We start from the raw sequence: 14,962 nt of genomic DNA on the forward strand, positions 1-14,962 counted from the left end.
CGCCCCAAAACCCCACGCCCCAAAACCCCACGCCCCAAAACCCCACGCCCCAAAACCCCACCCCCCCACCACCTCACGTCCGCTCAGAAGGATCCGTCTTTTTACCCGGCGTCCGGATCTCCGGCGACAACTGCGCGAAGATCCACGCGGAACCCGCGGTAATAATGCCGACGCAAAGAAACGTCGCATGAAACGCGGGCAGCGAGTTCGCAGCCGTCACGCGCGGCAACAGGCCGGTGAAAGTCGCGAGCAGCGCACCCGCAACGGTGACGCCGAGGCTCATCGACAGCATTTGAACGAGCGAGAACAGACTGTTGCCGCTGCTCGCGCCGCCGGTGCCGAGATCCTTGAGCGTCAAGGTGTTCATCGCGGTGAACTGCATCGAGTTGACGGCGCCGAAGAAGGCCAGTTGCACGAGCCGCAGCCACAACGGCTGGCCCGCGCTGGTCAGCGAGAAGCTCGCCATCGTCAAGCCAACAAGAACCGTGTTGGCGATCAGTACGCGGCGATAGCTGTACTTGACGATCAGCTTTGTCACGAGCCGCTTCGACGCCATGCCGGCGGCCGCGACGGGCAGCATCATCAGGCCGGCTTCAAATGCGCTGTAACCGAGGCTCACTTGCAGCAGCAGCGGAATCAGGTACGGCATCGCGCCGCTTCCGATCCGCGCGAACAGATTGCCGAGCAGTCCGACGCTGAACGTATGAATCTTGAACAGATCGAGCGGAAAAATAGGTGCGGGCTCGCGTACGGCGTGCAAGCCGTAGGCGACAAAGCAGGCAAGACTCAGAATCAGCAGCACCAGCACGGTCGCATGTTGAATGCCGAATTCGGTGCGGCCGTCGAGTGCAAACGAAATGGCCACCATGCCGACGATCAACAGCAAATAGCCTTTCAGGTCGAACTTGCCGACCAGTTCGTTACGGCTATCGGGCATGAAAATAAATGTAGCAATGCATCCGGCCACACCCACGGGTACATTGATGAGAAAGATCCAGTGCCACGACGCAATCTTCACGAGCCAGCCGCCAAGCGTCGGCCCGATCAACGGGCCGATCAGTCCGGGAATCGCAACGAACGAGAGGGCCGGCAAATAGCGCTCGGCCGGAAAAGTCCGCAGCACGGCGAGCCGCCCGACCGGCAGCAGCATTGCGCCGCCCACGCCTTGCACGACGCGAAACACCACCAGCTGATTCAGCGTATGAGCATTCGCGCAGAGCAACGACCCAACCGCGAACACCAGAATCGCGCTGAAGAACACGCGCCGCGTCCCGAACTTGTCGGCGAGCCAGCCGGAGACGGGGATCATCACGGCCATCGTCAGCGAATAGGCGATCACTACCGACTGCATGCGCAGCGGCAGTTCGCCGAGGCTCGTCGCCATCGCGGGGAGCGCGGTGTTGACGATCGTCGAATCCAGCGTCTGCATGAAGAAGCCCGTCGCCACGAGCCACAACATGACCGTGAGCGAGCGGGCAGAAGGTGCGCTGGGTGCGACGGTTGCGGGGGCGGGTGGAGTCGGCGGCGTGGACATGAAGTAGCGGCTGGGCGCAGGGACGGGCAGGGACTCGCTATTCTATGGAAAAGCCGCGGACGCCGCAGGCACGGTCCGGGCTGGCGCGCCCGGTTCGTCAGCGCAACCGCGCCGCCGCCTTGAAAAATGCCTGCGCCCGCGGCTCGTTACCGAACGCCGCGTGAATCCGGATCCACGGGCTCGGCTCCATTCCCGGCCGGAAGTAGCTGCCGGGCGCGACCGTCACGCCCAACGGCGCGCCGCATTCCACGAGCCGTTCGGCATTGTCCACATGCGGCACGCGCGCCCACAAAAATTTGCCGCCGACCGGCTTCTCGAACACTTCCCAGCCCGCATCTTCGAGCGTCTGTATCGTCGAGCCCAGCGCGTCGCGCATACGGCGGCGCAGTCGTTCGAGATACTTGCGGTAGGCGCCGCGCTCGAGCAGCGACGCGGTCACCGCTTCGGCAAACAGTGAGCCGCCGATGCTCGTCAGCATCTTGATGTCGACGAGGTCTTTGATGATCGAATGGCTCGCGACCACGCAGCCGATTCGCAACGACGACGACAGCGTCTTCGAGAGTCCGCCAATGTAGATCACGTGTTCGAGCTGGTCGAGGGTGGCAAGACGGTCGGTGACGTCGGTCTGGAAGTCGGCGTAGATATCGTCCTCAATGATCGTAAAGCCGTGCTCGCGCGCGAGTTGGAGCAGCCGGAACGCGACTGGCGGCGCAACCGTCGTCCCCGTCGGGTTGTGAAATACGGTGTTGATGAAGAAGAGCTTCGGCCTGTGCAGCTTCAACTGCGCCTGCATGACGTCCAGGTCCGGCCCGCTGCGCGTGCGCGGAATGCCGACCAGACGGACGCCGTGCAGCTTCAGCAGCCCGTACAGGTTGTAGTAGCCGGGGTCTTCGACGAAGATCGTATCGCCCGCTTTCAGCATGTAGCGCATCAACAGGTCGAACGCCTGGCTCGCGCCGTTGGTGATGACGATCTGCGACGTGTCCGCGCGAATCCCCAGTTGCGCGATGCGGGCGTGCAAATGCTCGCGCAAGCTGAGGTTGCCGAGCGGCGTCGCGTAATCGACCATGCTCGCGGGATCGGTGCGCAGGACATGCCGGATTGCCTGCGCGATGCTCTCCGTATCGCGCCAGGCTTCGGGGATGAATCCGCTGCCGAGCTTTAGCGTCTCGCCCGGATGGTTGAATTGCTGGAGCAGGTGACCGGACTCGTCCTCGGCGCGGCGCGGGTCTGACGTGCCGTCGCACTGCGAGCCGCCAGGCAGTCGGTCGGCCACATAGAAGCCGGAACCGTGGCGCGAGTCCACGTAACCCAGCGACACCAGCCGGTCGTACGCTTCGATCACTGGAAAGCGGCTGACGCCGTAGTCGGCGGCGAACTGGCGGATCGACGGCAACTTCGAGCCTGGATGCGCGGCGCGCGTGCGGATCCACGTCGTGACGCCCGCGACGATCTGCTCCGTCAGTGGGACGCCGTTGTCTCTGTCAAGCTGAATCTGAGGTCGCATGCTCTTCCTTCCCGGACGAGGTTCGCAGTGTCCGCTGTCGCGCGCCAACTGTTCGGTTTTTCGACTGCACAGTTCCGACGAAAGTGTTCGGAACTGTGCATGGGTATCCGATCATCGCACGACAATAATCGATACAACGGAAAAGTTCTTTGAAGGAGAACGGCAATGCGTGAAGTGCGGATTTTCGAACTGGAACATGACGAGCCGGCGGCGGCCTGGCGTGTCGCGCGCCCGTCCACCTTCAAGGTGATTTCGGGTGAGATCTGGCTGACGGTCGAGGGCGACAGCGAAGACTACTGGCTCGCCACGGGCGAATCGATCGAGCTGCCGCGCCAGGCAGTCGCGTGGATCAGTGCGGGGCAGGCCGGTGCGCGCTTCGCGCTCGCAAGCGGCTCGGAACGTGGCGCGGCGCGGCCGATGCGCGGCTTGTCAGTGCAGGACTGGCTGCCGCGCTGGCTCGGCGCCGCCTGAGGGCGGTCAGTTAGAGTGAAGGTCGATGAAGACGCGTTTGCGCGCACCGGCCTCATCGCTCATCCCTTATCCGTCAAACTCCCCCACATACCTCGCCCGCGGCCGAATTAATCCGCCCTCGCGCGCCTGCTCCATCGCATGCGCGATCCAGCCGACCACCCGGCCCGTCGCGAAGATCGTGAACGCAGAGCCCGCGGGCAAGCTGAGCACGCGCTCGATGGCCGCGAGCGCGAAGTCGACGGTCGGTTGCGCGCCCGTCGTATCGCGAACCGCGCGCGCCAGCGCCTGAACCTCGCCAAGCGGCGAGCGTGCCGGCGCGCACTCCTGCAGCAATTCCAGCAGCAGCCGCGCTCGCGGATCGCCGTCCGGATAAAGCGGATGTCCGAAACCCGAGAGCACCGGCCCCTGTGCGCCATGTTCGTGGCGCGACAGACGCGTGGCCAGATAACGGTCGAGATCCGCGGCGCGCGACGCCTCTTCCAGTAACGCCGCGATGCGCACTGTTTCGCCGCCGTGCCGCGGGCCGGCCAGCGCGGCGAGACCGCCCGCGACCGCGCCGAACAGGTGCGTGCCCGTCGACGTGATGCAGCGAACCGTGAATGTCGACGCGTTCAGCTCATGGTCCGCGCACGCCACCAGCGCGGCGCGCAGCAGCGCCGCTTGCTGCCGGTTACGAACTTGCCACGCGGATGCCAATTGCCGATGCAGCGGCGCATTCGACGGCGCGCCGGAGATCATCGCCGCAGCCAGCAACCGCATCACCGCACAGGCGTTGTCCAGTTGCGCATCGCGCCCGAGCGCCCAGACTCGCGGCATTTGCGCCGCGGCCGCCGGCAACAGGACCAGCGCGCGGTCGAGTGGCGTGCTGTCGCCCCACAGCTTGAGCCACGCGGCCCATTGCGCGGGGGCGAGCGGGACGGCCGGCGCAGCCGCAATGCGCGCCCCACTGCATTCCCATAGCAGCGCCGCCACATCTTCCAGCGATTGGGTGCGCGCGAGTTCCATCGCATCGCGCCCGCGATATAGCAGGCGGCCATTAGCGACGAGCGTGATCGACGACTCGAGCACCGGTACGCCCCAATCCAGCACCTTCTGTGCGACTTTGCCGGCGCGCTTGCCGTCTGCCTTGCGCCGCGCGAGTCGCCGCACTTCGCGCGCGTCGTAGCGGCGATGCTTGCCTTGCGCATGCGGCGACGAACTCAGCAAGCCGCGGCTCACATACGCATAAAGCGTGGCGAGGCTGATGCCGAGTTCGGCGGCGGCTTCGGCGGCGGTCAGCGAATCGGAAATGGGCATGATGACTAGCGATGAAGTAGCAGCAGTAAGTGGACGACAAGCAAAGAAATCAATATATATTGATTATCATAATCAAGATTGATTCAAGCGGGGCGCACTCCTAGACTCGATCACATTGCTCGACTCGAATGTGATCGCCATGACCCCTGAAATCGCGCTCGATTCCCTCTGGACCCTTGCTGGCTGCGAGCCCGCCGCGCTCCGTTCGGTTCACTTCAGCGGCACTGAGCCGGCATTGCCGTCGGTGTATCGCGTCGGCGCGCTGGCTTCGGCCACCATTGCTGCAACGGGGCTGGCGGCGGCGGAATATCATCGGTTGCGCACGGGGCGCGGACAGCGCGTGAGCGTGGACATGCGGCGTGCGCTGGCATCGTTTCGCAGTGAACGGTACCTGCGAATCGACGGCGGGCCGCCGCCCGCGCTGCGCGATCCGGTAACGGGCTTCTACGAGACGCGCGACGGCCGCTGGCTCCAACTGCACACGAACTTCGCGCATCACCTTGCGGGCGTATTGAAGGTGCTCGGCTGCGAGAACGATCGCTCGGCGGTCGCGTCGGCGATACGCGGCTGGGACGGCGCGACGCTCGACCAGACGCTCGCCGATGCGGGCCTGTGCGCCGCGCTGATCCGCACGCCCAACGAGTGGGCCGCGCTCGATCAGGCGAAGGCGATTGCACATCTGCCGCTCTTCGAAATCGAGCGTATCGGCGATGCGCCTCCACAACTGCCGACGCGGCATGCATCGCCTTCCGGCAACGGCGGCAGCCGGCCGCTTTCCGGTGTGCGCGTGCTGGACCTGTCCCGCATCATCGCCGGGCCGGTGGGCGGGCGCGCGCTTGCGCAGCATGGCGCCGAGGTACTGATGATCAACGGCCCGCATCTGCCGAACATTGCGCCGCTGGTTATCGACAACAGCCGCGGCAAGCGCTCGGCCGTGCTCGATCTGCGCGACGCGGCGGGCCGCGAGACGCTGCGCGGTTTGACGCGCGATGCCGACGTGTTTCTGCAGGCATATCGCCCGGGAGCGCTAGCGGCGCACGGGTTCGGTCCGGACGATGCCGCGCGCATGCGGCCCGGCATCGTGTATGTGTCGGTGTGCGCGTATGGATACGAAGGGCCGTGGGCCGCGCGGCGCGGTTTCGATAGTCTCGTGCAGTCTGCAAGCGGTATAGCGGTGACTGAGCAGCGCGCGGTGGCATCGCACGAGCCAAGACATTTGCCGTGTCAGGCGCTCGATCACGCGACCGGCTATCTCGCCGCGTTCGGCGCGATGGCCGCGTTGGCCCGACGCGCCACCGAAGGCGGAAGCTGGCACGTGAAAGTGTCGCTTGCCCAGACAGGCCGGTGGCTGCAATCGTTCGGCGAGATTCCTGATGGATGGAAAGCGCGTGACGTCACGCTCGACGACGTGCGCGACTGCATCGATACCGTTCAGTCGGAGTTTGGTCGTGTGCAGGCCGTGCAGCCTGCCGAGCAGCTCGAGGAGACGCCGGCGTTTCTAGCGTTGCCGCCATCGCGGATCGGCGCGCATGAGGCGAAGTGGCTTTGACAATGCGATGCGGTTGCATCAGAACGGCCGCGTCACAGCCCCGCATCCAAACGTTGCATGACCGACCGAGACCTGCCTACTTCCGCAATTCAGCCACGAAATCGTAGTAATCGTTGCGGCAATACGTATCGGTCAGTTCAATCGCGCGCTGATCCGCCGTGTAGCCCACGCGCGTAATCAGCAGCAGCGCTTCATTCGGCGCAATGCTCATCTGCTGCGCGATCTCCTCGCTCGCATTGACCGCGCGAAAATGTTGCAGCGCGCGGACGATCGTTAATCCGCGGTTCTCCAGATACGTGTACAGCGAATCGCCGATAGCCTGTGGATCGGGAATCACCGCTGCTGGAAAGGTCGAATTTTCGACCGCCATCACGATGCCGTCAGCAAGACGCAAGCGCCGCAACCGCGTGACGGCCGCAGCCGGCGAAAGCCCGAGCTGTATCACTTCTTCGCGATTGGCCGGCAGAATCTCGCGCGACAGCCACTGCGAACTCGGCGTGAAACCTCTCCGCCGCAACATTTCGCTGAAACTCGACAGACGCGACAGCGGATCTTCATAGCGTGGTGTGATGAAGCTGCCGGCGCCCTGCGTGCGTCGAATCAAGCCTTGTTCGACGAGCAACGCAATCGCCTTGCGCGACGTGATTCGCGAAACGCCAAGCGCCTCCGAGAGCACGCGCTCCGAAGGCAGCGCTTCGCCGGCATTCCAGCGGTTCTCGTGAATCGCCGTGCCGAGCTTGCGGGCAAGTTGGAGATAAAGCGGCGTGTCGTTTTCCGGGTCCGGGCGCAGATCGCGCCAGCGGTCTTCCGAGGCAGAGGTCATGGGGCTTACGCTAGAAGGGCGAGGAGCAATTCTAAGACATCGGCGCGCCGCGTTATAGCGGGCTTTTGCCTGGTGGTCTGTCGGATCGGGTCGCAGCCGCTAAACTCGTCGATAGGAATCGAGCAGCATTGCCGTGCGTACGCGCCTGTTGACCGCGCCGGCGCGGGGTCCAAGCTTCGGTCACAGCCAGCCACAGTCAGTCACTTCAGGAGTCAGCATGACGAGCGATATCGCAAGCGTGAGCCTGCCCGACGGCGAACGCATCCCGAAACTCGGGCAAGGGACATGGGAAATGGGCGAGCAGCCCGCGCGCCGGGCGGCGGAGATCGACGCGCTGCGATGCGGGATCGAGCTCGGCATGACGCTGATCGATACCGCCGAAATGTACGGCGACGGCGCAACCGAGTCTCTGCTCGGCGAAGCGCTCGCGGGACTGCGCGACCAGGTGTTCCTCGTCAGCAAGGTGTATCCGCATAACGCGAGCCGGCGCGGCGTGATCGCCGCGTGCGAACAGAGCCTCAAACGTCTGAGGACGGACCGGCTCGATCTGTATCTGCTGCACTGGCGCGGCTCGGTGCCGCTCGCGGAGACGGTGGGCGCTTTCGAAGCGCTGCGCGAGGCTGGCAAGATCCGCCACTGGGGCGTGAGCAACTTCGATACCGACGACATGAAAGAGCTTGTCGCCACGCCCGGCGGCGCGGCGTGTGCGACGAATCAGATTCTGTATAACGTCGCGCGGCGCGGGCCGGAGTTCGATCTGCTGCCGTGGCTTGCCGCGCGCGATATGCCGGCCATGGCCTACAGTCCCGTCGATCACGCGCGTTTGCCGAAACGCTCGCCGCTCGACGACATTGCAGGCGCGCGCGGCGTCTCCGTGTTCCAGGTTGCGCTGGCGTGGGTGCTGCAGCAGCCCGGCGTGTTCGCGATTCCGAAGGCGGGCCGCGTCGAGCACGTGCGCGACAACTACCGCGCGCTCGAGTTGCGGCTCGACGCTCAGGAACTCGCTGCCATCGACGGCTACTTCAAGCCGCCGCGCGGCAAACGCGCACTGGAAATGCTCTGAGCGCGGGCGCGCCGCAGCCGCGAGGCGCGGATGGCGGGCATGAATGGTCGCCCAGGAATGCGGCGGCGCGATTCAGGCGCCGCGCATCGTCAATTGCAGCTGTGATGCATGTGCACGGAGCCCAGCACCGCCACCTCAGCCGGCGTGTGCTTCAGCGAGTCGTCGTTGACCTGGCCCGCGTCCGCAACGAATTCCTCGACGAGCGTCGACACCGGCGTATTGCGCAGACACAGCGACACGCGCTGCGTTTCGTTGGTCGGCAAGGACGTGCGCTGACCAAGGAACAGCACGCCGTACTGATAGCCGTGGATGATGCCGCGAATCGCGCCGACACATTGGCCCTGCGCGACGTTATCGCTCTTCTGCTTGCAGGTCTGCGCGAGCGAGTAGGCAGAGAAGCTCGGATCGACAGGCGGCGCGGACTGCGACAACGTGGGCGACAGCGGCTGCGCGGCGGGCGCCGGAGCGGGCGTGCCGCTCTGCGCATGGGCGAGCGGGGCGAAGCCGAAAGCGGCGGCCGCTGCAAGCCCGGCGATCGCGCGTGCCGCAAAGCTGGGGACGTTTGGATGCATGTTGTGGTGCCCTCATATCGAACGTTGAATCTGATATGAGGCAATTGCCGTGCTTTGGTTCCAGGCCCATGCGCGCGCCGTCCACATCTATCGCCATCAGTCCGGTCCGGCGTTTTTCGCGGAGCCGGTTGGCGCGTCGCCGCGAATGTGATTCGACTCGCGCCGCGAGGCGGCTTGCAGCACGCGCAACTCGTCGACGGGAATATGACAGCGGATCAGATGCGTGGCGCCGTCGCCTGCTTCCGCAAACGGCGGGTCCTGCTGTTCACAGATCGCGCCCAGCTTGCGTGGGCAGCGCGTATGAAACACGCAACCGGACGGCGGCGACGCGGCGCTCGGCAAATCGCCGGAAAGGTGAATGCGGGTTTTACCGGTCTCGCCGCCAAGCGTGGGTACCGAGGACAGCAGCGCTTCCGTATAAGGATGCTGCGGCCCGTCGAACACCGCAGCAGCGGGCCCGATCTCGAGCAGTCTGCCCAGGTACAGCACGGCGATGCGGTCGGACAGATAACGCACGACGTGCAGATCGTGCGAAATGAACACATAGCTCACGCCGCGCTCGCGTTGCAGATCGGCAAGCAGATTGAGAATCGCAGCCTGCACCGAGACATCGAGCGCGGAAGTCGGTTCGTCGCACACAACCACGCGCGGCTCGCCGGCGAATGCGCGGGCAATGGCCACGCGCTGCTTGAGTCCGCCGGAAAGCTGGCGTGTGCGCGAGCCGAGATAGCGCTCCGGCAAACGCACCGCGGCGGTGAGGCTGGCAAGCCGCTCGTCGATGGCGGCGCCGCGCAGCGCGCCCAGACGCGACAACGCGCGGCCGATCAGCCGCTTCACCGAATGCGCGCGGTTCAACGCCGAGTCTGGATTCTGAAAGACGATCTGCAGCGACTTGACCTGCTCGTCGTTGCGTCGCGTGACGCGCGCGGCGAGCGGCGCACCGTCCAGTTCGAGCACGCTGCCGGCGTCGGGCGTGAGAAGACCGAGCATCAGCTTCGCGAGCGTCGTCTTGCCGCTGCCCGATTCGCCGACAAGCCCGAGCGTCTCGCCGGCTGCGAGGTCGAGCGACACGTTGTCCACCGCGCGCAGCGTCGTGCCCGATACATGGAACGTCTTCGACAGATTCTCAGCGCGCAGCACGAGCGCGCGCGGTGTGCTGCCGCTCATCACGTGATCGTGCACGGGCAGGCTCGCGCTCGAGCGCGGCAACTCGATGGCGCGCTCGTGATAGTGGCAGCGCGACATCTGATCGCCGTGCGCCGCGCTCACGCGATAGGGCGGCGGTGCTTCGCGGCGGCAGCGCTCGTCGGCGAGACGGCAGCGTTCCACATAGATGCAGCCTTGCGTTACCGAGCCCGGCGCGGGCAGGCCGCCGGCAATCGTATCGAGCCGCTCGCTGTCCTTGCTGCGGCCTTCTGTGGGCAGGCAGCGCAACAGCCCCACCGTGTACGGATGACGCGGGCGCGTGAAGACGTCTTCGGTCGCGCCTTCCTCGACGAGCTTGCCTGCGTACAGCACGCCGACGCGTTCGCACATGCGCCTGATTACCGCGAGGTTGTGGCTGATGAACAGCACCGCGGTGCCGAGCTCCGCGCGCAGTTGCGCGACGAGGTCGAGCACTTCCGCTTCGACGGTGGCGTCGAGCCCGGTGGTGGGTTCGTCGAGAATCAGCAGCGCGGGGTTCGACGCGAGCGCCATGGCGATCACCACGCGCTGCTGCATGCCGCCCGACAATTGATGAGGATAACTGTGCATCACCCGTTCCGGCGACGCAATGCGCACGCGTTGCAGCATCTCGAGCGAGCGCTGCAATGCTTCGTCGGGAGCGACGCCTGCGGCTTCGAATGCTTCGGACACTTGCCGTGCAATCGTCAGCGATGGATTCAGCGCGCGGCCCGGGTCCTGATAGACCATCGAAATCGTATTGGCGCGCAGCATGCGCAAAGCGTCGGCATCGAGCTTGTTCACCTCCGCGCCGGCGATCACGATCTTGCCCGCCTTCACCTTGCCGTTGCGCGGCAGATAGCGCAGCGCCGCCATCGCCACCGTCGACTTGCCGCAACCCGATTCGCCGACGAGGCCATAGGCTTCGCCGCGCCGCACGCGAAACGACACGTCTTGCAGCACCTCGCGATCGCGTCCGCGCATCCGGTATGTGACCGTCAGGCCGACGACGGTCAGCGCATCGGTGCGGTCGCTCTTCGACACGTCGAAGGCGGGGAACGAGGAGGGCGGCGGTCCGTTCATCGGTCGAGCACGCCTTGTACGCCGTCGGCGATCAGATTCACGCCCACCACCAGCGTGGCGATTGCGCCGGCCGCGAACACCACGGTCCACCATGCGCCGCCCGCCATCAGCGTGTACGACTCGGAAAGCGCGAGGCCCCAGTCGGCGGAAGGAGGCTGAATGCCGAAGCCTAGAAACGAGAGCGTGGCGACCGCGAAGATCGCATAGCCGAGCCGCACGGTGGCCTCGACGATGATGGGCGGCAGCACGTTCGGCAGTATTTCCGCGAACATGATGTAGGGCGCGCGCTCGCCGCGCAGTTGCGCGGCGGCCACATAGTCCAGATGACGCTCGGCGAATACCGCGGCGCGCACGGTGCGCGCCGTGATCGGCGTGAAGGTGATGCCGATCACGAATATCACGGTGAAGTTCGACGCGCCTACCGCCGCCAGCGCGAGCAGCGCGACGATTACGAGCGGCAGTGCAAGAACCGCGTCGATCGCGCGCCCCACCACGTTGTCGACCCAACCGTCGAAGTAGCCGACCACGAGCCCGAGCGCCGTCCCTGCTGCAGTGCCGAGCAGGGTGGCCAGTGGCGCAATCGTCAGAATGTCGCGCGCGCCGACGATCACGCGCGAGAACACGTCGCGGCCCAATTGATCGGTGCCGAACCAGTGCCCGCGATCCGGCGGCATCAACGAATTGAGCGGGTCCGATGCATAGGGATCGACCGGCACGAACCAGGGGCCGGCTATCGCGCACACGACCCACCACGCGACGATGAGCACGCCTACCACGAAGGTCGGCGAGCGCAGCAGCACGCGCAACTGGTCGAAGCGCGGCTCGCCGGCGGCGCGCGGCGCGGCCGGTGGAACGATCGTGCTCATTCGGCGCTCCTCACGCGCAGGCGCGGATTAAGCAGCACGTGCAACGCATCCGCGAACAGGTTGGCGACGGTGTACACGACACCGATAGTCAGCACGCCGGCTTCGAGCATGGGAAAGTCCTTGGCTTTCGCGGCGTTGTAGATCAAGGAGCCGATGCCCGGATAGCGGAACAGCGTTTCCACCACCACGAGGCCGCCAATCATGTAGCCGAGCTGAGTCGCCGCCACGGTGATGGTCGGCAGGAGCGCATTGCGCAGCACGTGCCGCCAGATCACGACGTGGCGCGGCAGGCCCTTGAGAATTGCGGTGCGCGTGTAGTCGGCGTCGAGCGCTTCGACGGTGCCGGCGCGCGCCATTCGCGCGATGTAGCCGAAGAATACGAGTACGAGCGGCAGCACCGGCAGGATCAGGTAGCGCAATTGTTCGAGCGCGCCGGCGCCGGGCGGATACGAGGCCTCGATAGGCAGCCAGCGCAGCCACACGCCGAAGACGAGAATCAGCACGATCGACGAGACGAATTCCGGCACCACGGTGGCCGACAATCCCGCGATGCTGATCGTGCGATCGAGCCAGCGTCCCGCATGCATGGCGGACCACACGCCGCCCGCGATGCCGAGCGGCACGACCACGATGAACGCGAGGAAGCCGAGCTTCGCGGAATGCGCGAGCGCGTCGGCGATGAACGGTCCCACCGGTTCGCGATACGCGTACGAAAGCCCCATGTCGCCGCGCACGAAATGCGCGATCCACTCGGCGTATTGCGTCATCAGCGGACGGTCGGCGCCGAGCTGATGATTGAGCGCGGCGACCGCGCGCGCGTCGGCGAGCGGCCCGAGCACCGCGCGGCCGATGTCGCCGGGCAGCAGTTGCCCGCCCGCGAATACGATCACCGACAACAGCCACAGCGTGATCAGCGACAACCCGGCGCGCGTCGCAAGAAAGCGTGCAACGCGGCCGGCGTTGCCATTCGGCGCGGAAGCGGAAGAGTTCACAGTGCTCGACATGATGAACGCCTGGCCGGTCAAACGCGGCGCGTGCGCGAAACGCTCACGCGCTCAGCACCGCGCGGTCGAAATAAAGCTGCGCGAGCGCTGTGAAGCGCACGCCGTTCACGCCCTTGCGCATGGCGATCAGTTGGTCGTAGAAGAACGGAATGATGAGCGGTGTTTCGTCGAGCAACAGTGTCTGGATCTGGCCGGAGATTTTCTTCTGCGATGCCAGGTCGACGGCCGCAACGAACTGTGCGACCAGTTGATCGTATTGCGGATTCCTGAAGTGCGCCGCGTTCCATGTGCCGTTGCTCGTGAGCGGCGCATTCAGGAACACGTTCGGCACGCCGCGATGACCGTAGTCGGTAATGCCGAGCGGCGAGTCGAGCCAGTCCGACTTGCCCGGCGTGCCGGCGCCGTAATACAGCGACTGGCTCTCGACCTTCAGGTTGATGCGCACGCCGATTGCCTTCGCCGCGTTCTGCACGACGACCGCGAGGTCCGGAATCTCCATGTACTTTTCGGTGGTCAGCGTGACGTCGAAGCCGTTTGGCACACCCGCTTGCGCGAGCAACTGCTTCGCCTTCGCGATGTCGACCTTGCGCTGCGGCACACCCGCGTCCGATGAAGGAAACACCGGCGCAAACGGACTGTCGTTGCCAAGCTGCGCGCGGCCCTTGAAGAGCCCGCGCACCAGCACCTCGCGATCGAGCGACAAGGCCAGCGCCTGGCGCACGCGCTTGTCCTTGAAGAGCGGATTGTCGTTGCGCATATGAATCTGCCGATGCGCGCTCGACTTGACGCCGACTGCCTTGTAATCCGGATTGTTCAGAATCGCGGCGCCGCCCTGCACGGTGAAGGTGCCCATGACGTCAGCCCGATGGCCTTGCAGCGCGAGCAATTGTGCCTGCTGGTCCGCATAGAACGAAAACTGTACGCGTTCCGGTAACGCTTTTTCGCCCCAGTAATCGGGGTTCCGCACGAACGATGCGCCCACCTTCGGCTGATACTTCTCGAACCTGAACGGCCCCGTGCCGATGAAGGTTTTTTCATAACCGCCCGCGTAGTTCGCGGGCAGAATCACGGCGTTGTAATTGTCCGAGGAAACGTAGTACGGGAAGTTGCCGTTCGGCGCATCGAGATGGAAAGCGACGGTGTGCTCGTCGACTACCTTCGCGCCGCCTTTGGAGAGCACGCCCTTCAGTACCGAAAGCGCCGCCGAGCCGCTTGCCGGATCGGCGAGGCGATCGAATGTGGCCACCACGTCTTTGGCCGTGAACGGCTGGCCGTCGTGGAACTTGACGTTCTCGCGCAGCTTGAAAGTCCACACGTCGCCCTTGTCGTTCGGCTTCCACGACAAGGCGAGCGCCGGCTTCAGCATCAGTTTCTCGCCGTCGTCGTCGATCAGGAATTCGCCGGTCTGGTTGAGAAGCGCGAGGCTCGCGGCATCTGTCACAGTGAGCGGGTCGACCGCGCCCGCCGGCGTGAGATGGGCCACACGAATCGTCTGATTCGAAGGCGTACCCGGTTTCGCGCTGCCTTGTGCCGACGCGCGCGGCGCGTTCAGCACGCCGCCGCCCACCAGCGATAAACCGATCACACTCGCATGGCGCAGCAGTTCGCGCCGTGTGATGCGGCCGGCGAGAAATTCGTCGATGGCGTGATTGCCATAGGCGTCAGCGTCGCGACGGGCGAGTTCGAGAGCGGGGAATCGGTCAGCGGGAGTCTTCATCGTGGGAATATCCAGTCCGTTCGGTTGCCGGTTCTGATACGCCGCGCCGGATGCGCGGCAGGCTGCTGCGCGGCGGGCGCAATTTCGGCGATGCAAGGCTGTTTCAGTTTAAGCGATTGCTCATGGATTGGAGCGCTTGCGGCGGCGTGAGGTCCGCGATCGGCGGATAAAAAGGGCCGGTGTGTGTCGTCGTCACAACGGTTGGGGCGGCCTGACACGACATCGCGCAGAAGCTGTACGGTGCGTTGCGCGCGACACGATCGTAGTGACGGTCTGCTTGTCGGCGCTATAGCGAATGAATCGCCGCAAAGGA

At 65.2% G+C, this 14,962-nt stretch carries 12 protein-coding genes; 3 read left to right on the top strand and 9 right to left on the bottom strand.

Going from position 1 to position 14,962, the window contains the following annotated elements; all coding sequences use genetic code 11:
* Positions 1 to 73: 73 nt before the first annotated feature.
* Positions 74 to 1,534: a multidrug transporter subunit MdtD gene (mdtD, locus tag A3AC_RS0121225; protein ID WP_025601234.1), complete on the bottom strand. Its 1,461-nt coding sequence runs from the start codon at positions 1,532 to 1,534 to the stop codon at positions 74 to 76.
* Positions 1,535 to 1,631: 97 nt separating this feature from the next.
* Positions 1,632 to 3,041, bottom strand: a complete 1,410-nt coding sequence (locus A3AC_RS0121230; protein WP_025601235.1) for an aminotransferase-like domain-containing protein — start codon at positions 3,039 to 3,041, stop codon at positions 1,632 to 1,634.
* Positions 3,042 to 3,206: 165 nt separating this feature from the next.
* Here A3AC_RS0121230 and A3AC_RS0121235 point away from each other — a divergent pair, with 165 nt between their 5' ends.
* Positions 3,207 to 3,512: a DUF2917 domain-containing protein gene (locus A3AC_RS0121235; RefSeq protein ID WP_025601236.1), complete on the top strand. Its 306-nt coding sequence runs from the start codon at positions 3,207 to 3,209 to the stop codon at positions 3,510 to 3,512.
* A gap of 66 nt (positions 3,513 to 3,578) precedes the next feature.
* On the opposite strand, the gene A3AC_RS0121240 is transcribed toward A3AC_RS0121235, so the two are convergent.
* A complete protein-coding gene (locus A3AC_RS0121240; protein ID WP_025601237.1) occupies positions 3,579 to 4,808 on the bottom strand; it encodes a citrate synthase family protein in 1,230 nt (409 codons plus the stop codon).
* Positions 4,809 to 4,947: 139 nt separating this feature from the next.
* Between A3AC_RS0121240 and A3AC_RS0121245 the strand changes: the two genes are divergently transcribed.
* Positions 4,948 to 6,357, top strand: coding sequence for a CoA transferase (locus A3AC_RS0121245; protein WP_025601238.1), 1,410 nt, complete (start codon positions 4,948 to 4,950; stop codon positions 6,355 to 6,357).
* A gap of 76 nt (positions 6,358 to 6,433) precedes the next feature.
* Here the strand turns inward: A3AC_RS0121245 and A3AC_RS0121250 are convergent, their stop codons facing one another.
* Complete coding sequence (locus tag A3AC_RS0121250; protein ID WP_025601239.1) at positions 6,434 to 7,180, bottom strand: GntR family transcriptional regulator; 747 nt, start codon at positions 7,178 to 7,180, stop codon at positions 6,434 to 6,436.
* Positions 7,181 to 7,397: 217 nt separating this feature from the next.
* Between A3AC_RS0121250 and A3AC_RS0121255 the strand changes: the two genes are divergently transcribed.
* Positions 7,398 to 8,243, top strand: coding sequence for an aldo/keto reductase (locus tag A3AC_RS0121255; RefSeq protein ID WP_025601240.1), 846 nt, complete (start codon positions 7,398 to 7,400; stop codon positions 8,241 to 8,243).
* An 89-nt stretch (positions 8,244 to 8,332) separates the two neighbouring features.
* Here A3AC_RS0121255 and A3AC_RS0121260 read toward each other — a convergent pair whose 3' ends face one another.
* The 5 genes from A3AC_RS0121260 to A3AC_RS0121280 form a co-directional block, all read right to left on the bottom strand.
* Positions 8,333 to 8,815 carry a hypothetical protein gene (locus A3AC_RS0121260; RefSeq protein WP_025601241.1) on the bottom strand — a complete coding sequence of 161 codons (483 nt, stop codon included), beginning with the start codon at positions 8,813 to 8,815 and terminating at the stop codon, positions 8,333 to 8,335.
* A 96-nt stretch (positions 8,816 to 8,911) separates the two neighbouring features.
* Positions 8,912 to 11,062 (bottom strand): ABC transporter ATP-binding protein, encoded by a 2,151-nt coding sequence (locus A3AC_RS0121265; RefSeq protein ID WP_025601242.1) that lies wholly within the window; start codon positions 11,060 to 11,062, stop codon positions 8,912 to 8,914.
* Positions 11,059 to 11,928 (bottom strand): ABC transporter permease, encoded by an 870-nt coding sequence (locus tag A3AC_RS0121270; RefSeq protein WP_025601243.1) that lies wholly within the window; start codon positions 11,926 to 11,928, stop codon positions 11,059 to 11,061. Before A3AC_RS0121270 ends, A3AC_RS0121265 begins: the two co-directional genes overlap by 4 nt.
* Positions 11,925 to 12,932 (bottom strand): ABC transporter permease, encoded by a 1,008-nt coding sequence (locus A3AC_RS0121275; protein WP_025601244.1) that lies wholly within the window; start codon positions 12,930 to 12,932, stop codon positions 11,925 to 11,927. Before A3AC_RS0121275 ends, A3AC_RS0121270 begins: the two co-directional genes overlap by 4 nt.
* A gap of 43 nt (positions 12,933 to 12,975) precedes the next feature.
* A complete protein-coding gene (locus A3AC_RS0121280) occupies positions 12,976 to 14,649 on the bottom strand; it encodes an ABC transporter substrate-binding protein (RefSeq protein WP_025601245.1) in 1,674 nt (557 codons plus the stop codon).
* Between the last annotated feature and the right edge of the window lie 313 nt (positions 14,650 to 14,962).

It is taken from the genome of Burkholderia sp. WSM2230 (assembly GCF_000472445.1).
In the GTDB taxonomy this organism is placed as follows: Bacteria; Pseudomonadota; Gammaproteobacteria; order Burkholderiales; family Burkholderiaceae; genus Paraburkholderia.